The 17,399-nt window shown below is 45.5% G+C and carries 17 protein-coding genes; 15 read left to right on the forward strand and 2 right to left on the reverse strand.

Translation table 11 applies throughout. The annotated features are described in order from the left end of the window. The first annotated feature begins 33 nt into the window (after positions 1-33). The 3 genes from MNV_RS21385 to MNV_RS15440 all read left to right on the forward strand — a co-directional run bounded on the left by MNV_RS21385 (position 34) and on the right by MNV_RS15440 (position 2,024). Positions 34-213, forward strand: coding sequence for an antitoxin VapB family protein (locus tag MNV_RS21385; protein ID WP_096206838.1), 180 nt, complete (start codon positions 34-36; stop codon positions 211-213). Then, entirely contained in the window at positions 210-671 is a 462-nt protein-coding gene (locus MNV_RS15435; RefSeq protein ID WP_096206839.1) for a type II toxin-antitoxin system VapC family toxin, read from the forward strand. The genes MNV_RS21385 and MNV_RS15435 overlap by 4 nt, the downstream gene beginning before the upstream one ends. A gap of 174 nt (positions 672-845) precedes the next feature. Further along, entirely contained in the window at positions 846-2,024 is a 1,179-nt protein-coding gene (locus MNV_RS15440) for a sugar phosphate nucleotidyltransferase (protein WP_096206840.1), read from the forward strand. Here the strand turns inward: MNV_RS15440 and rpiA are convergent. Continuing rightward, a complete protein-coding gene (gene rpiA / locus MNV_RS15445) occupies positions 2,021-2,704 on the reverse strand; it encodes a ribose-5-phosphate isomerase RpiA (RefSeq protein WP_096206841.1) in 684 nt (227 codons plus the stop codon). The genes MNV_RS15440 and rpiA overlap by 4 nt on opposite strands. A 331-nt stretch (positions 2,705-3,035) precedes the next feature. Between rpiA and MNV_RS15450 the strand changes: the two genes are divergently transcribed. From MNV_RS15450 to MNV_RS15465, 4 genes are read left to right on the forward strand one after another with little or no spacing between them, the layout of a single operon-like run. After that, positions 3,036-6,746, forward strand: coding sequence for an LAGLIDADG family homing endonuclease (locus MNV_RS15450; protein WP_096206842.1), 3,711 nt, complete (start codon positions 3,036-3,038; stop codon positions 6,744-6,746). 2 nt (positions 6,747-6,748) lie between these two features. Next, positions 6,749-7,039 carry a DUF424 domain-containing protein gene (locus MNV_RS15455; protein ID WP_096206843.1) on the forward strand — a complete coding sequence of 97 codons (291 nt, stop codon included), beginning with the start codon at positions 6,749-6,751 and terminating at the stop codon, positions 7,037-7,039. After that, complete coding sequence (locus tag MNV_RS15460) at positions 7,036-7,695, forward strand: coiled-coil domain-containing protein (protein WP_096206844.1); 660 nt, start codon at positions 7,036-7,038, stop codon at positions 7,693-7,695. The genes MNV_RS15455 and MNV_RS15460 overlap by 4 nt, the downstream gene beginning before the upstream one ends. Next, positions 7,688-8,734: a coiled-coil protein gene (locus tag MNV_RS15465; protein WP_143311830.1), complete on the forward strand. Its 1,047-nt coding sequence runs from the start codon at positions 7,688-7,690 to the stop codon at positions 8,732-8,734. The genes MNV_RS15460 and MNV_RS15465 overlap by 8 nt, the downstream gene beginning before the upstream one ends. Here the strand turns inward: MNV_RS15465 and MNV_RS15470 are convergent. Continuing rightward, positions 8,724-9,845 (reverse strand): TIGR04013 family B12-binding domain/radical SAM domain-containing protein, encoded by a 1,122-nt coding sequence (locus MNV_RS15470; protein WP_257000087.1) that lies wholly within the window; start codon positions 9,843-9,845, stop codon positions 8,724-8,726. The genes MNV_RS15465 and MNV_RS15470 overlap by 11 nt on opposite strands. A 416-nt stretch (positions 9,846-10,261) precedes the next feature. Here MNV_RS15470 and MNV_RS15475 point away from each other — a divergent pair, with 416 nt between their 5' ends. From MNV_RS15475 to MNV_RS15510, 8 genes are all read left to right on the forward strand, one after another. Continuing rightward, positions 10,262-11,089 carry a S16 family serine protease gene (locus MNV_RS15475; protein ID WP_143311832.1) on the forward strand — a complete coding sequence of 276 codons (828 nt, stop codon included), beginning with the start codon at positions 10,262-10,264 and terminating at the stop codon, positions 11,087-11,089. A gap of 46 nt (positions 11,090-11,135) precedes the next feature. Next, the gene (locus MNV_RS15480) at positions 11,136-11,339 is read left to right on the forward strand and encodes a hypothetical protein (protein WP_096206847.1); all 204 of its coding nucleotides are present in this window, start codon (positions 11,136-11,138) and stop codon (positions 11,337-11,339) included. A gap of 60 nt (positions 11,340-11,399) precedes the next feature. Further along, positions 11,400-12,158, forward strand: a complete 759-nt coding sequence (locus MNV_RS15485) for an ATPase domain-containing protein (RefSeq protein ID WP_096206848.1) — start codon at positions 11,400-11,402, stop codon at positions 12,156-12,158. Positions 12,159-12,178: 20 nt separating this feature from the next. Beyond that, complete coding sequence (locus MNV_RS15490; RefSeq protein WP_096206849.1) at positions 12,179-13,336, forward strand: acetylornithine transaminase; 1,158 nt, start codon at positions 12,179-12,181, stop codon at positions 13,334-13,336. Beyond that, complete coding sequence (hisC, locus tag MNV_RS15495) at positions 13,326-14,417, forward strand: histidinol-phosphate transaminase (protein WP_096206850.1); 1,092 nt, start codon at positions 13,326-13,328, stop codon at positions 14,415-14,417. The genes MNV_RS15490 and hisC overlap by 11 nt, the downstream gene beginning before the upstream one ends. Then, the gene (locus tag MNV_RS15500; RefSeq protein WP_179294021.1) at positions 14,414-14,980 is read left to right on the forward strand and encodes an adenylate kinase family protein; all 567 of its coding nucleotides are present in this window, start codon (positions 14,414-14,416) and stop codon (positions 14,978-14,980) included. Before hisC ends, MNV_RS15500 begins: the two co-directional genes overlap by 4 nt. Before the next feature lie 131 nt (positions 14,981-15,111). After that, the gene (locus MNV_RS19850; protein WP_179294022.1) at positions 15,112-15,561 is read left to right on the forward strand and encodes a hypothetical protein; all 450 of its coding nucleotides are present in this window, start codon (positions 15,112-15,114) and stop codon (positions 15,559-15,561) included. Between the two features lie 162 nt (positions 15,562-15,723). After that, positions 15,724-17,313, forward strand: a complete 1,590-nt coding sequence (locus MNV_RS15510; RefSeq protein WP_096206852.1) for an FMN-binding glutamate synthase family protein — start codon at positions 15,724-15,726, stop codon at positions 17,311-17,313. Positions 17,314-17,399: the final 86 nt, after the last annotated feature.

Here is a 17,399-nt window from a genome sequence, read left to right on the forward strand (position 1 = left end):
TAGTTACCAAAATCGTCGAAATTCAGGTACAATATCCTCGCGAGCTTAAAAAAAGAGAATGAAAGCTTTAGTGATGTGATATATAAGCTGACAAAGAAGCGAAAACCAAATCTAAGATATTATTTTGGAGGCTTGAAGGATAGTAAAGCTATAATCGAGATAAAAGAAGACTGTAAGAAAATAAGAGAATCTGCGAGGCTGCGAACTATATGATAGTTCTTGATACAGCTTATCTCATTGATTTTTTTATAGGGACAAAAGAAACACTTGGAGCTTTTGAAATTACGGAAATTGATGATCTTGATATTGCTCTTGATTTTGATTCGGATATTGCAACTACTGTTATAACATTTCATGAAATAATGTCCGGTGTAAAACATAAAAAAGTAAAAAAAGAGGAAAGATTTTTCAGAAGATTTTTTTCTGAAACACCAGTTTTAAATTTTGATTTTAAAGCTGCAGAAAAATCAAGCGAAATAATGGCAGATCTCTTGACTATGGGAAAATCTGTTAATGCTCTTGATGTACTTATAGCAGGCATTGCCGTAGCAAATGGAGCAGATAAGATTGCCTCTACAGATAAGAGATTCGACGAAATCTCAAAAGTAACCGGTTTAAAGATTTTAAAAAGCAATTTTCAGGAAAAGAAGGATAGCGCATCCTCCGTTTAAACTTTTAACAGTTAAAACGATGTATTTTTTAAGAAGAGTTCGTACGAGTTCGTATTAGTTCGTTGTTAAAATACTCTTGTTGTGTCTAAAGGTTAATATTCCGTATAATGGATAGGTTCGAGGAATACGATAATTCTATATACCCTGAAAAACAAATTCAACGTCGGAATCTTAATGAAGACATGCATAATGTGCGGCGGTGAGGGTACAAGACTCAGGCCCCTTACCTTTGACAGACCGAAACCGATGATCCCGCTGTTAAATAAGCCTTCAGTGGAACATCTGGTCGAGCACCTTGCCCTGGAAGGTTTCAACGACATCGTTGTCACCCTGGGCTACCTTGGTGGCGAGATAGAGGCTGCGCTTGGCGACGGCAGCATGTACGGCGTGCATATCGAATATGTGCATGAGCAGGAAAAACTAGGGACAGCAGGCGGGGTAAAGAACGCCGAAGAACTCTTCGAGGGCGAGCCTTTAATGGTCGTGGGGGGAGACCATGTAATGAACCTGGGCCTGCGGGAGTTCTATCGTTTCCATGAGAAGAACGACGCACCTGTGACAATCGGGCTGATACCCATCGATGACCCCCGCGAATACGGTATCGCGGACATGGATGTCAATAGCAGGATTACCCGCTTTTTTGAGAAACCCGGACCGGGTGAAATTTTCAGCAACCTTGCAAGCACGGGCATATATGTATGCGACCCTGAAGTCCTTGACTGGATACCGAAGCAGAAATACTACGATTTCGCAAAAGACCTCTTCCCTGCTATAATGGAAAGGGGAGAGAACATCAACGGTTTCCTTGTGCACGGGAGGTGGACCGACATAGGCAACCCGCAGGCGTACCGTGAAGCATGCAGGTGGATGCTTGAGCAGATGCCGGGGACCAAGATCTCAGGGCGCTTTAATATCAAGGACGCAAAAGTATCAGGCCCGGTCGATATAGGGCATGATGTATCTTTAGGCTCAAATTCTGCGATCGTTGGACCGATAGTGATCGGGGAGAACACCTCCATAGGTGATAATGTCCTGATAGGCCCGTATACGTCCATAGGCTCAAACTGCAGGATCGGCAACAGCTCAAGGATACTGTCCTCTTATATCTTTAACAATGTTGAGATCGGTTCAAACACTGCTGTTTCGGGTGCTATCATCGATAATGCGACAGGGATACAGAATTCATGCATACTTGAGACCGGTACCGTAATAGGGCCGAGAGTGATAATCAAGGAAGGGGTAACGGTAAATTCAACAGTAAGGATATGGCCTGAAATAAGGGTAAAAGAAGGAACAAAGGTGACCGAGAACCTTGGGAATGATGAGTTTGGTAATGATATAAAAGGCTCCTAAGGGCTCGTTATCCCTACAGAGCCGTCTTTTTTCCCGATATAAACAGCATCTATCTTTGTGAATATCCCGTGTTCTACTATTCCCACGCACTGTGAAAGTTGTTCAGCCAGCGCAGCGGGATCATCTATTGTCCCGAAATCGGCATCCATGATGAAATTCCCGTTATCCGAGATGACAGGGCCGTCCTTATTGACGCCCATACGCAGTTCCGCCTTCCCTCCAAGCTCTGCTACCTGTTTTATCACAAGTTTCCGCGCAAATGGCAGGATTTCAAGCGGGACAGTGTGGTCAAGTACACCGGTGCATTTGGACTCATCCACCACGACCACGAACTTCCTTGATGACAAAGCCACGATTTTTTCGCGCGTGTGCGCTGCGCCGCCGCCTTTGATAGCGATGAAACCTGCTACCTGGTCTGCGCCGTCAATATCGATATCAAGAACGGGATGCTCATCCAGGGTTGTAAGGGGGATCCCGTTCTCAGATGCTAAAAAAGCGGACTGGTAGGAGGTTGGCACGCCCAGTATTTTCAAACCCGCAGCAACATGTTTTCCAAGCTCTTTTATTGCGTAGGCTGCGGTTGAGCCTGTCCCGAGTCCAACGACCATACCGTCTTTTACAAGCCGGGCAGCCTCTTCTCCTGCCGCCTGCTTTGGATTGTTCCGGGTGGATGAAGTCATGGGATACTAATTTGTTTTTTTTGTTTATAAAAATATACATTCAATGAAGGGCACAATCCGTAAACTATAATATCATGTTATAGTTTTCCAGAAGAAACAGGGGTAAATTATTCAAAATGATAAGTACATTCCAGAAAAATTGTAAGCTGACCAATAATGGTATGCATGATGCTTTTTTATAATCGAATAAGGTAGGCTCGATTTTTACAAATCATTTTTCATCATTATTATTAGAATTATAATTTAAGTTCTCCAATAGAAATAAGGGGGTTGAATATTTAAAGTCAAAACCTCGAAACATTGAAGTACCATTCGGTATTTAGTAGTATAAATGGCACAATCATCAAATCAGATCTGGGAAGATTTCTTCAAACGCTATTACTGGGATAACCTGCTTGACCTGGCGAACCATTACCCTGAGAAGCGAAGCCTTTTCATTCAGTTCCCTGACCTTGAACAGTTCGACAGGGAGCTTGCAGATGAGCTTCTTGAGCACCCTGAAACCGTGTTAAAACATGCAAATGAAGCCCTTATCGGCATCGAACTGCCTGCGGATGTCGAGGAGTTCAAGAACACCCATGTAAGGGTCATCAAGCTCCCGGAACAGGCACGCATCCAGATAAGGGAGCTGCGGAGCGCCAATATCAACAAATTCATAGCTATATCGGGTCTTATCAGGAAGGCTACCGAGGTAAGACCCAAGATCGTCAATGCAGCATTTAAATGCCAGAGATGCGAGCATGTTACATTCGTACCCCAGGGGGAAGGCAAGTTCGTTGAGCCGTACGAGTGCGAAAACGATGTCTGCGGAAGAAAAGGCCCTTTTAAGATCGTTCATGAAGACTCCGAATTTGTCGACGCGCAGAAACTGCGGGTGCAGGAATCTCCCGACGACCTGCGCGGGGGAGAGCAGCCCCAGACCCTGGACGTAGATGTGGATGACGACCTCGCCGGAGTCGTAACTCCGGGTGACCGCATCGTGATATCAGGGATACTGCGCTCTTTCCAGAGAAATACCCAGCAGGGGAAAAGCACGTTCTTTGACCTCGTGCTTGATGGCGTATCGATAGAGATAGAGGATAAGGAGTTCGAGGACATCGAGATAACAAAAGAAGAGATAAATGAGATCCTTGCCCTTGGGAAGGACACGGATATCTTCGGTAAGGTTATCCACTCGATAGCCCCCACGATTTACGGTTACGATGAAGTCAAGGAAGCCATGGCTTTGCAGCTTTTTTCAGGCATGCCCAAATCCCTGCCTGACGGCGCGCGCATAAGGGGCGATATACACATTCTTCTTGTTGGTGACCCCGGTGTGGCAAAATCACAACTGCTGCGATACGGCGTCAGGCTTGCGCCGCGGGGTATATACACAAGCGGCAAAAGCTCAACATCTGCCGGTCTTACCGCGACCGCTGTCAAGGATGAGTTCGGCGAAGGGCGGTGGACGCTTGAAGCAGGCGCCCTCGTGCTTGCGGATATGGGTCTTGCATGCGTGGACGAACTTGACAAGATGGAAGCGGATGACAGGAGTTCGATGCACGAGGCGATGGAGCAGCAATCTTATCACCCCAAAACAGAAATCATGTTTGCAAATGGGGAAAAAATAGAAATAGGCAAATTTGTGGATGAGCTTATAATTTCCAGCAGGGAAAAGGTAGTTAACGGAAATAATTGTGAAATATTGAATCTTTCTGAAAATAAAAAATTTAAAATTTTAACCACAGATTTTAAAAATATCTATCCAACAGTAATAGATAGAGTAAGCAGACACAAAGCACCCAAATATTTTGTTAAGATTACTTACTCTAATGGAAAGAGCGTAACAGTTACTCCAGAACATCCTATTTATATCTTAAAGGATGGGGAAATAAAAGAGACGCGTGCAGACAGCGCAAAAAAAGGTATGCTCGCACCCGTAGCAGGAATGTACCCTATAGAAGAAAATGAGGTTTCGCTATTAAGAGCAGAGCGCCCGCAAACTAAGAAAATTATCTCATTCCCGGCGAAGATAGATAATGACCTTGCCAGATTATTAGGGTATATCGTTAGCGAGGGTCATTTTTCTCAAAGACCTAAGAATAGAAGTGCTGAGATAATGATTTCAAATACTGATGAAGAAATTATTAACGATGCCTGTAAAATAGTAAAGATTCTTTTTGATATAGAGCCTTACGTGCAAATCCAGGTCGCAAGGAACAGAAGAACCGCGACTAAGGATTTATATAACGTAAGATGTGTATCGATATCGTTATGTGAGTTCTTTAAATCGAACTTTCCCGAAGTGCTTGCAAAATCGAATGAAAAGAGAATTCCTAAATCCCTATTTCATGCTTCAGAAGAAAACAGAACACAATTCCTCCTTGGAGCTTTTAGAGGAGATGGATTTTACGATTCAGAAAGATTTGGTTATGTTACAAACTCTATAAATTTAGCAAGGGATTACTCTGATTTGCTGTTATCCCTGGGCATATATTCTTATATTATTCAATCAGCTTTATATTTCTCAAACAGGGATGGGAAGCTGAAACCTGCATATAAAGTCGTTATTTCTGGAAGTGAAAGTGCCCAGATATTTTATGAACTAATCGGCAGGCATGATAAAAGAAATAATAGGATAAATCAGTTCGTTCAGAGAAGTAAAAACCGATTGAATGATAATGATAGGGTTCCCTGGGAAATATGTGCGTCTATTAAGAAACTTCTCAGGGATTATCGCTTAGATGACGGGCGTTTTTGTCACAGCACTGTTATGAAAACCAAGGTGCACAGAAAAACTGCCCTGAAATATTTAGACAAAGTAGAACATTACATCTCAACCTTAAATAGTACATCCGCAGTTTACGATGCACGAGAAATAAGACAAAAATATAAGATACCTATATCTGAGGTTGCATCGAGAATACGAAAATCAGTAAGTATGGTCACATATATAGAGAGGACTCATTCTAAAAATAATTATATTACCCTTCAGGAATCTGTTGTGCAATTGGCAAAAGAAAAGCTTGAAAATACGGAAACTTCGATTAAGAAATTAAAATCTCTTATTGCTTCAGATATTCGTTTCATCCAGATAAAGAGCGTTGAAACATTAAATAATGAGAATGTTGAGTGGGTTTATGATGTCACTGTAGAGCCAAATCATACGTTTATATCCGAGGGATTGGTGCTCCACAATACAATAAGCATAGCCAAGGCAGGCATCATGGCTACATTGAAATCACGCTGCGCGCTGCTTGGCGCGGCTAATCCCAAGTTCGGGCGGTTTGACAGGTACGAGCCCATCGCGAAGCAAATAAACATGCCCCCGGCGCTCCTGTCGCGTTTTGACCTTATCTTCATCCTGACAGATGAACCTTCGGTCAGCCGGGATACTGCGATCGCAGAACACATACTTAAAGCGCATTATGCAGGCGAGCTTTCGGTGAGGAGAGCCAATGTCATCGGTTCAGGCATAGAAATGGATGAGATAACGAAAGCTATGGAGGTCATACAGCCCGTAATCAAGGCGGACATGCTCAGAAAGTATATCGCATATACAAAAAGGAATATCTTCCCGATCATCCAGGACGATGCCAGGAAGCGGTTGATAGACTTCTACCTGAGCCTGCGAAAACAGGGTGAAGACCCGAATTCCCCGGTTCCGGTTACTGCGCGCCAGCTTGAGGCGCTTATCCGCCTGGCAGAGGCGAGCGCACGCGTACGTTTGAGCAGCGTCATAACAATGGAAGACACGGACCGCGTAATTCGCATCGTAATGGCAAGCCTCAAGCAGGTCATGACCGACCCGGAGACAGGCAGGCTTGATGCGGATATCATTAACGTTGGAATGGGAAAGAGCCAGCGCGACAGGATAAAGGTATTAAAAGAGATAATACGGGAACTCCAGGAGGAGCACAAGAGCGCGGTACCCCTGGAAGAGATTATATCAAAGGCAGAACATTCAGGTATCAAAAAAGATACCATTGAAGAAAACATAATGAAATTAAAAACCATAGGAGAAATACTTGAAGTGACAAACGGGCGATTCAGGGTTGTTTAAATATGTACATGAAAAAATACGATACGGAAGGACATGTTATCGTAGCCGTCTGTGATAAGAATATACTCGGAAAAAAATTCAGGGAAGGAAAGCTTGTCCTGAAACTGGACAGCAGCTTTTATAAAGGCGATGAAGCAGATGAGACAAATGTCAAAGAAGCTCTCTTATCCGCTACGATCGCGAACATAGCAGGCGAAAAAGCTATAGCCTGTGCGGTAGAATGCGGGTGTATTGATCCGGATGCTATTATATTCATCGAGGACATCCCTCATGCACAGATGATACGAATATGACAGAAATAATTGATAACAGAGGATTGGTCGAGCAGGTTATTGGCAAACATAAACGTTTTCTTGAGTCGTTCAATACCGAATTTTCGGAACTTGAAAACCGCCTGAACACAACCAGGCAGCAGTCAGACGCTATTAAGAAAGAGATAGAGGCTACAGACTCCAGGATCACTGTACTGAATGAAAAACACTATCTGCTTTTCTATCAGGCAAAAAAGCAAAGGGAAGAGCTTTCCAGCCAGTTGATTGACAGGATGCGGGCAGGCAAGGCAGGAAACGTCCATGATGTTACACGCATAATCAACAGGTTCGAAGAATTCGAGAAAAAGCTACAGACCTCAAAAAACATCGGAGATGAAGAGAATATAATAGCCGAGATTAAAAAACTTATCTACGACCTTGAATCCGAGGCTAAAAAAGCAGGCGTCATCATAACAGGAAAGGGAATCATAGATAAATTGAATGAGGCGAACTCCTCGCATAAAGAACTGCTTTCTCTTCAGGATAAGCCAAAACAAAACTTGATCTCCGTAAAAGAATATGATAAACAGCTTGGCGAAATTGAAGGACGCTACAACTGGTTAAAGCACAGGATAGAAAGTCATAATAATGCGCTTGCATACTGGGAAAAACAAAAAGGTGGGATCAGGGTTGAGTGAGGACGATATGATGCAGGCTGCAAGCATACCGGAAGAAGCCGGTGAAGACTCACCCAAAGAGGTGACTGAACAGGATTCCGGCGAGCAGGGCAAAATTGCCGTAGCACAACAGGACGAGGCACCGAAGGTGTTCCCGAAACTTTCAGAACGGGAACTGAAAGAAAAAATAAATCTCCTCAGGCAGAAGTTAGAGCAGAACGAGAGGGAACTGAAAACCATTTTCAGGGAAATATCGCTTCATAGCGACGGTGGAAGCGAATTAAAAGTAAAGCGCGACGACCTGAACGCGCGGGTCAGGGAGATGTCCCCCAAAGCTGCGGAGCTGCGGAAAAAACGTGATGAAGCGAACGCCAGGATAGCCGAACTAAAATCCATGCGCGACCAGCTCAGAGGCAGGGGAAAGGAATTCAATGAAAAAATCGGAGACCTCAAGAAGACGCGCGATGAACTGAACAAGGCTGCGAAGGGAAGGACGGAAACACTCGAAAAAGCATACAGCGAAGAACTCAATATGCTCCTGACAGCCGATATCCCGCTTGAGCATGAGATCAGTATTTTTAACCGTTTGACCGAATTGAGCCAGAGGCTTGATGCGACTAAAAAAGCCAATGTTATCCATACGGAGATATCGACCGAGTATAACAGGGCAAAAGAAATCTATACGGATATGGATTCCTTACACTCAAAAATCCAATCACTTGCCCAGGAATCCCAGAAATACCATGAAGAGATGATTGCCCTTTATGATGAGATCGATACGATACGGAAAGCTGCGGATTCCTACCATTCCCAGTTGACCGAGAAATATAAGGGCATTGCTCCGCTTCGAAAGAGGATAGGAACTCTTAAAACTGAAATACCGAAACTAAGAGAAGAGCTTGGGGCCTATCTTGAGCAGATGAAAGAGGTACAGTTATCCAGGGAAGAGCTGAAAACCGAGGGAAAGCGGGAGCAGGCGAAGGAGAAATTACAGAAGAGCGGGCGCCTGAGCCTTGATGAGTTCCGGCTTCTGGTTGAGAATGATGATATCAAGCTTTAGACCATACGCCTGTCGCCTTTCCATGGAGCGCAAGTTCGCCCATTACTCTGTCCACATGCCTGGATAAGGGTGAAGGCAAGCGGTTCTCAAGTACAGTTCCAGGCAGGGGCATAAAATAATGGGAGTGTACATTTCCTCCTTTTCCTGTGAGCCATTTAATAAGCTGCAGGGTATCGAGCTGGTCATCCTCCGTCTCACCGGGCAGACCAAAGATGAAATCCACGACAGGCGTGAAGCCGTGCTGGAGACATTTCTCGGCACCTATGATAACGTCCTCCACTGTGTGCCCCCGGTTTATACTGTCAAGCATACTCTGGCTTCCTGACTGTCCGCCCATATTGAGCGTTGTATTGGCACAATATTCCGCCACGAGCTCAAGGAGCCTGTCGTTTATGAACTCCGGTCTAACTTCAGAGGGAAATGTGCCAAAGAATATGTTCCTGCGCGGTAAAGCGCAAAGGAGCGCTTCTATTTTCTCAATTTGCGGATGAGCGCCGTCAGAGCCGTAGGCAAAGGCGTTGGGGGATGTGAACCTTACATCCCGCAGGAATTCCGCGTACTTTGCGACCTCATCAATGCTGCGATGCCTCATCCTGTGACCGAACAATTGCGGTGTCGAACAATAAGCGCAGTTAAAAGGGCAGCCGCGGCTTATCTCTATACTGCTGTGTATCAGTCCGGGGTCAAAAGCGGGGTATTTATTCAGTTCTACGTCTTCTCTTTTTCCAGTAAAAACGATACTGCCCGCTTTTTTAAAAGCTATACCTTTGACCGATGAGACATCTCCGTCTTTTTGGAGCGCGCCTACCAGTTCGGGTAGCGTTTCCTCGCCTTCCCCGATCACGACATAGTCGAAGAACTCAAGCGTCTCTTCAGGGCGCGCCGAAGGATGCGGACCCCCGGCTATGAAAATTGAGCGTGTCTTTGAGCACTCCACCTCCTGGAAAATTGATGCTGCCTGCGGCGTCGCAAAGCTATAGAGCATTATGCCATCGACAGGTTCCCGCGCAAGGTCGGCGCCAGGGAGAAGGGGCATCAGGGCTGCAATGCTTTGCATGTTGGGCTTGAAGTAGCGGAAGTGGACGGGTTTGACCTCAGTTGATAGCATCATGGTTTTTATTAGAACGGGTTTTTAAGATATTACCTAAACTTAGTGTATTGACCATTTAATATTTAGTAAGCATGAGAAAATATAAAGATGCCTGATGCCGGGATTGCAGTATAATGATTGCAGTACAATATCAGAGGAGCCTTATGTTTTTAAAGATCCCAGATAATAATCCATTGACGGACAAAGGCGGTTTTAGGTATTCCGGCTCCTCTAATCATTATTAAGGCTGCCATCAATATAAATGAACCGACGATTTTCTAATCAGATTTTAAAATTGTAAGGTTTATTATGGTTTATTTGAGTTATTTATAGTTTATAAATAGCTATGGTTAGTTAAATTTCATTTATATACGTTTATTTTTTGATTAAAAAAACTTTTACATAATGGCAGATTAATAAGTATTGTGGAGAATACAGTGGATAAATCGCCGGATTACAACAGGAAGCTAAAAATCACAGTTATAATCCTTTTCGTATTATTCGCTGGCTCATTTTTTTTCTTACTCCAAAATCTTGAAAAAGTAAGACAGCAAGATGAAAAAATCAGTGATCTGACCAACATTTCACAGCATCAACAAGAACAGATATCGCAGCTTGAAAATACTACCATATCTTTGCAACAGAACCTGTCCATGACCAGGGAGCAATTAACGAATGAAACGCGAGTACGGCAGACATATGAGCGGGAGATATTAAACCTCACGATGGTCGCAAAAAGCGATTATGGGGTTATGGCAATCGATGAGAACGATAAAGGCAAACTGATCCCGCTTGAGGTTATAATAAAGAACGGGAGCGGCAACCTGTTCATTAACGTAGCTAACGTGCTATTTGACGAGGAACTTCAGTTATCGGCACAGACAGCAGTTAAGGTAGCGCGTGAGACCACAGGGGCAAACCTGGCTAATAAAGACGTGCTTATCAACATCGAATCTCCTCCCGAGGCGCAGGGCTTGATCATACAGGGCGGAAGCGCAGGAGCAGCCATGAGCCTGGCAGCGATGGCAGCCATGCAGGGAAAGACCATAAGGAATGATGTGCTGATTACAGGTACCATAAACGATGACCACTCAATAGGAAGAGTCGGTGCGGTGCGGGCAAAGGCGCTTGCCGCAAAAGAGAGCGGGGCTGTGCTGTTCCTCGTACCCGTCGGGCAAAAAAGCGATGTGGGAGATATAGGCATCGGGATAAGAGAGGTAGGGATTATAGAAGATGCCATGCAATATGCTATCCAGTCACCCTGAACCACAGACGTAAGTTTCATAAATCAATAGAACATTAAATACATCAATGAAAGTTCTTGAAGGCTACCGTGCATTTTTAGAAAAATCAGATGACCCCAACCTTGAAGCCTCAAAAAAAGAGGACGGCATATTCTTTATTTTTCGCTCGTTGGAGGCATGGAAAGAAGAGAAATGCAAGGAGGAGGACATACCCTCAAAAGAACTTATCCTGGGAGAATTAAAAAAGAACAGGTTCATCGCCCATCCTTAACTTTTACAGTCAATTATATATATTGATAAACCCATACTATTGGCAGCAGCGAGGAACTGAATGGGTACAGTAAAATCAGCTATTCCCGGACTGGACGAATTAATAGAAGGAGGTTATGTCGAAAACGATATTATCCTTGTGACGGGAGGACCCGGGGCCGGTAAGACCACATTTGGCGTGCAGTATCTCATAGGAGGGGTGACAAATTATAACGAGCCCGGTATCCTGGTTGCAATGGAGGAGACCCCATCCAGGATAATCCGCGATTCGTGGAGGTTCGGGTGGGATATGGAAAAACTCATCTCCCGGAAGAAGCTCAAAATAATATATGCCAACCCGTTCAAGTACACAAAATTCGCAAAAACGCCGGAGAACAGTCCTGTTTGCTCCATCGCAGCCAGCAAGAATGTTGGCGATATTTTCAGGCAGATCCAGGACGCAGCAGGCGAGATAAAAGCCAGAAGGCTGTTCATTGATTCCATAACGTCCCTTAAATTATCATCGGACGCGGATGCAAGAGATATCGTATCCGAGTTAGTCAAAAACCTTGAGTACCTTGACTGTACGACCCTTATGACAAGCGAGATATACGGCGGACAATCGTTCAGCGTGGAAGAATACCTGTCAGCAGGCGTTATCAGGCTGCATGTCTTCAGGGCAGGGGGAAGCCGGGTCAGGGCAATAGAAATATTAAAGATGCGAGGCGTCAAGCATGATGACAGCCTGCACCCTTACGATATTCAGGAAAAAGGCATTGTAGTCCATCCGACAGAAACAGTAATGAATGACGCAGTAAGCCTTTTTGATGCTGTGGGCTAAAATAATAAAAGGGATACGATATGGATCTTAGTTATGATGAGATAGTCGGGAAGTTCGAGAAATACATATTCCAGACGTACACGCGCCAGCCCATTGCTTTAAAAAAAGCGTGCGGCGCTTTGGTGACCGATGTTGATGGAAAGGAGTACATCGACTGCGTAGCCGGAATCGCTGTAAATAATGTAGGTCACTGCCATCCTGCTGTCGTAGATGCGATAAAGCGGCAGGCAGAGCAGTTAATACACGTATCCAACCTTTACTATACAGAGCAGCAGGCAATCCTTGCCGAGGAACTCGTTAATCTTACGAAGATTGACAGGATATTCTTTTGCAACTCCGGAACAGAAGCCGTAGAAGGCGCGCTGAAACTTGCCCGCAAAGCCTCAGGGAAGAAAGAGTTCGTCGCTGCCGAGCATGCCTTCCACGGAAGGACGCGCGGCGCGCTCAGTGTTACGCACAAGGAAAAATACCGCAAGCCTTTTGAGCCGCTCGCACCCGCGGTATTCGTTCCCTACAACGATGCCGATGCTATCAGGCGGGCTATAAACGGCGACACGGCAGGAGTAATTCTTGAGCCCATACAGGGGGAAGGCGGCGTGATAATACCATCAGATGACTACCTGAAGGAAGTGCGGGAAATCTGCGATGAGACAGGCACTTTATTGATACTGGACGAGGTACAGACAGGCTTCGGAAGAACGGGCAGGTGGTTCGCAAGGGAACATTCCGGTATCATGGCTGATATAATGACGACAGCAAAAGCAATGGGAGGAGGGTTCCCCATGGGCGCTATGCTTGCAAGAGAGGATGTGGCAGCGAATTTCGGGCGCGGCGACCACGCATCGACTTTCGGCGGGAACGCGCTCTCGTGTGCTGCTGCCATTGCCAATATAGAGGTCATCAAAAATGAGGGGCTCGTAAAGAAGTCTGAAGAGATGGGCAAATACCTCATCAGGAAGCTAAAAGACCTGGACAGGGATTATGTCAGGGAGATACGCGGCAAGGGACTGATGGTTGGCATGGAGCTTTCCATTAAATGCGAAGATATAGTGAACAGAGCCAGGGAGCGCGGTGTGCTTCTTAACTGCACGTCGGAATCCGTGCTGCGGTTTGTCCCGCCCCTCACTATAACGAAAGAACAGCTTGATAAGGCGGTGTCCGTACTGGATGAGATTTGAAAAACTTCTCCGCCCGGCGGTTAAAGATATAAAGGAATATGTGCCGGGAAAGTCCATCGAGGAAATAGCCCGCAAATACGGGCTTGACCCCGCCGGGATAATCAAGCTGGGTTCAAACGAGAACCCGCTTGGGCCGTCTCCTCTTGCTGTTGCGGCTGTCAGGGAAAAAGCAGAGAGAGTCCATCTGTACCCGCCATCGGATGCTTTCGGATTAAGAAGCGCGATATCCGTTTCCACAGGTTATCCTGTGGATAATATCGTGGTATCGGGGAACGGCATGGACGGTATTTTCGACACTATGATGAGGCTTTTTATGTCTCAGGGAGCAGAGACGGTAATCCCGATACCTACGTTCTCCTACTATGAGATATCAACGCTTGCGAACGGCGGGAAACCCGTATTTGTAGAGCGTAATCCTGATTTCAATGTTGATGCTGAGGATATCCTCAATAAAGTGACTGATAGTACAAAGATCATCTTTCTCTGCTCGCCCAACAACCCGTCCGGCAATGTTATCCCTGAAGAGGATGTCCGGAAAATCCTGGACTCTGTTGATTCTCTTGTGTTCATCGATGAAGCCTATGCGGATTTTGCCGGGAAAAGCCTGAACGGGCTCGTCAGGGAATATGATAACCTGATAATCGGGCACACCTTTTCCAAGGTATTCGGTCTTGCAGGGATGCGTCTTGGCTATGCGCTCGTGCCCGAATGGGTTTCAAAGGAATATATGAAGGTTATGACCCCGTTCTCCGTCGATGTGTTATCGCTTGCTGCCGGTATTGCGGCGCTGGGTGACAGAGAACACCTGAAAAGAAGCATAGAGACAGTGGAAAAAGGGCGTGTTCAGCTTATGAAAGGGCTTGGCTCCTTATGCAAAGTATATCCCTCAGAGGCGAATTTTATCCTGATAGATGTCTCCCCGGGAACTGCAAAAGAAGTTTCAGAATCGCTATTGAAAAAAGGCATAATAGTAAGGGACTGCACTTCATTCAGGGGCGCGGGGAAATCGCTTATCCGGATAAGCGTGGGCACGGAAGAGCAGAACAGAAGAGTAATAGAGGCAATGAGGCAAATTTTGTGATAATAGCTCTTACAGGCACGCCCGGCACCGGGAAAACCACAGTCTGCGGCTTTATAGCAGAGCATTCGCAATACAGGAAGCAGTACCGCATCATCGACCTGAATAAGCTTGTTATTGATGAGAAGCTTTATACAGAAAAAGATGAGGAGCGGAATTCTTACAATGCTGACCTGGAAAAGCTGGAGGAACGGGTGAAACTGGTAATCAGCCAGGCGCCAGCGGACGTGGATATCATTATGGAAAGCCACCTTTCGCATTATCTGCCTGCTGATGCTATTGTCGTTCTCAGGGCGAATCCGGTTGCTTTGAGGAAACGGCTTGGCAAGAGAAAAGAGTATTCTTTTGAAAAGGTAAAGGAGAATGCAAATGCGGAGGCGCTGGATGTGATACTTGTAGAATCTGTTGAAATGAGTAAGAATGTTTTTGAGATAAATACAACGGATGTGACGCCTCTTGCTGTTGTAAAGTCGGTTATTTCTATAATCGGATCACTAAAAAACGGGAAAACTCCGGAGGATTTCCTGCCCGGGAAGATCAACTGGATAGAGCTGATGGAACTATAGAGGATTTCGATAAACCTATCGAAATATTAAATACAGCAAAAAATAAAAAACATAGGCGTAGACATACATCTATTACCAAAAATCAGAAATGGCTGTTTTTGTAAAATTACCTACTGAAATCCAGGGTATATATGAAAAATCTTTTTAAACAGAATCCTGAAGAAGGTACTATACATCTTGTCATTAACGAGCTGCGCAGGCGACTTGTTGAATATAGGCTGATGGATAAGATGTTCCGTGAAAGATACAAAATGGACTTTGATGAGTTCAAGGGAAAACTTATTGTTGAGGAGTCTGGTCACTCTCTTCAGGTCGAAGAGGATTACTTTGATTGGGAACTTGCTATTGATAGAATTAAGACCATCAGCGCCAATTTAATAAGCTTGCGAAGTATACATAAGAATGAATACGCCCAGAAGATGGGTGTGAATTCAGGCACGATAGTGCGAGAAATGGCAAAGATGTATGGAACAATAAAATGCATCAGTTTCTCCATTTTCCATGATTCAAGTACTCTTGTTTGTGTTTGGTTGCCTCGATTCTGGCTCTCGAACAGTTCTCAGAACGCCACTTCTCCATGAATCTTCTGCGGTGATTATTGAACCACTTTGCATCGATAAACGCAATATTTATATAAAGGAAACTACCTTCCGCTTCCGAGCGTGAGACCACGCTACAACTTGTTTACAATGTAAAGGAGAGCAACAATAGAGACTTCTTTAAAAACCCAACTTGGAGGAAAAATGAATCTTAGACAACCAAATGCGAATGAAGCGACGCAAACCTTTAATCGCTCAAAGAGCGTATCCCCGATGTCAGGGATATGCACCCGGTGTTTGGACGGATGCCGCGGGAATTGTGAGATCTTCAAATCCTCGTTCAGGGGACGCGAAGTGATTTACCCCGGTCCTTTCGGGAACATAACCGCAGGCGCGGACAAGAACTACCCGATAGACTATTCTCACCTGAACATACAGGGCTATGCCGTCGGCGCATGGGGACTTCCTGACGGGGAAGAGCCAAACCCGGACACAGCGATATTCCCGCGCGTTGACACGGAAACAGAATACGGCTGGGACAAGAAAGTACGCTTGAAAGTGCCGATATTCACTGGTGCTCTCGGTTCTACGGAAATCGCAAGAAAGAACTGGGAACATTTTGCAGCAGGTGCGGCGATCTCAGGGATAACACTTGTATGCGGAGAGAATGTATGCGGTATCGATCCAGGGCTTGTTCTTGACAGCAGCAAAAAGATTAAGAAATCGCCGGAGATGGACCGCAGGATTGAGACCTATAAGAAATACCAGGAAGGCTATGGCGAAATCCTTGTACAGATGAACGTGGAAGATACAAGGCTCGGCGTAGCAGAATACGTTTCATCAAAACATGACCTCGATACCATCGAGCTAAAATGGGGACAGGGCGCAAAATGCATAGGCGGCGAGATTAAGGTCAACAGCATAGAGCGCGCTATTGAACTTAAGAAACGGGGTTACATCGTCACTCCCGACCCGACAGACCCGGCAGTAAAGGCTGCATACACGGATGGAGCGATAAAAGAATTTGAGAGGCATTCCCGCCTGGGCTTTGTCACAAAAGAAGGATTCTCAGCAGAAGTTGACCGCCTTCGCGACCTTGGATTCAAGCGTGTGACGCTGAAGACGGGCGCTTATTCCATGGTGGAAGTTGCGATGGCGTTAAAATACTGCTCGGAGGCAAAGATCGACTTACTGACGATAGATGGCGCACCGGGCGGAACAGGCATGAGCCCCTGGCCGATGATGGAAGAATGGGGCATCCCGACCTTCTACCTGCAGTCGCTGGCTTATGAGTTCGCTGAAAAGCTCAGCAATAAGGGCATGAGAGTGCCGGACCTTGCAATGGCTGGCGGCTTCTCAAGCGAAGATGGCGTGTACAAGGCACTTGCCATGGGCTCGCCGTACTTTAAGGCTGTATGTATGGGAAGAGCGCTGATGATACCCGGATTCGTCGGCAAGAACATCGGCAAGTGGATATCTGAAAACGACTTGCCTAAGACTGTTTCCGAGTTCGGAAGCAAACCTGAAGAAATATTTGTTTGCTACGAGGAACTGGCACAGCGCTTCGGCGATGACATGAAGAATCTCCCGCTGGGAGCTGTTGGCATATACACCTATGCCCAGAAGTTCAAGACCGGCTTACAGCAACTGATGGCAGGTTCACGCAGATTCAGGATATCAACCATAACGCGGAACGATATCATGGCTCTGACAGAGGAAGCCTCCAAGATATCGGGCATACCCTATGTGATGAACGCATACAGGGATGCTGCTGAAGCGATACTGGACGAATAGATCGAATGAGGCTTTGCGAAAGCGAGCCTTTGTTTTTCTTTTTTTGCGAATAATCTTATTAATATATACGGGAGTGTAACCTTTTT

Source organism: Candidatus Methanoperedens nitratireducens, from assembly GCF_900196725.1.
Taxonomy (GTDB): Archaea; Halobacteriota; Methanosarcinia; order Methanosarcinales; family Methanoperedenaceae; genus Methanoperedens; species Methanoperedens nitroreducens_A.

What these genes read in the sequence shown, in the direction of transcription:
- MNV_RS15470 (WP_257000087.1), bottom strand. Translation starts at nt 9,845, where the DNA reads ATGATGCTATCAACTGAGGTCAAACCCGTCCACTTCCGCTACTTCAAG.
- MNV_RS19850 (WP_179294022.1), top strand. Translation starts at nt 15,112, where the DNA reads ATGAAAAATCTTTTTAAACAGAATCCTGAAGAAGGTACTATACATCTT.
- MNV_RS15435 (WP_096206839.1), top strand. Translation starts at nt 210, where the DNA reads ATGATAGTTCTTGATACAGCTTATCTCATTGATTTTTTTATAGGGACA.
- MNV_RS15480 (WP_096206847.1), top strand. Translation starts at nt 11,136, where the DNA reads ATGAAAGTTCTTGAAGGCTACCGTGCATTTTTAGAAAAATCAGATGAC.
- MNV_RS15450 (WP_096206842.1), top strand. Translation starts at nt 3,036, where the DNA reads ATGGCACAATCATCAAATCAGATCTGGGAAGATTTCTTCAAACGCTAT.
- MNV_RS15455 (WP_096206843.1), top strand. Translation starts at nt 6,749, where the DNA reads ATGTACATGAAAAAATACGATACGGAAGGACATGTTATCGTAGCCGTC.
- MNV_RS15460 (WP_096206844.1), top strand. Translation starts at nt 7,036, where the DNA reads ATGACAGAAATAATTGATAACAGAGGATTGGTCGAGCAGGTTATTGGC.
- hisC (WP_096206850.1), top strand. Translation starts at nt 13,326, where the DNA reads ATGAGATTTGAAAAACTTCTCCGCCCGGCGGTTAAAGATATAAAGGAA.
- MNV_RS15440 (WP_096206840.1), top strand. Translation starts at nt 846, where the DNA reads ATGAAGACATGCATAATGTGCGGCGGTGAGGGTACAAGACTCAGGCCC.
- MNV_RS15490 (WP_096206849.1), top strand. Translation starts at nt 12,179, where the DNA reads ATGGATCTTAGTTATGATGAGATAGTCGGGAAGTTCGAGAAATACATA.
- rpiA (WP_096206841.1), bottom strand. Translation starts at nt 2,704, where the DNA reads ATGACTTCATCCACCCGGAACAATCCAAAGCAGGCGGCAGGAGAAGAG.
- MNV_RS15510 (WP_096206852.1), top strand. Translation starts at nt 15,724, where the DNA reads ATGAATCTTAGACAACCAAATGCGAATGAAGCGACGCAAACCTTTAAT.
- MNV_RS15485 (WP_096206848.1), top strand. Translation starts at nt 11,400, where the DNA reads ATGGGTACAGTAAAATCAGCTATTCCCGGACTGGACGAATTAATAGAA.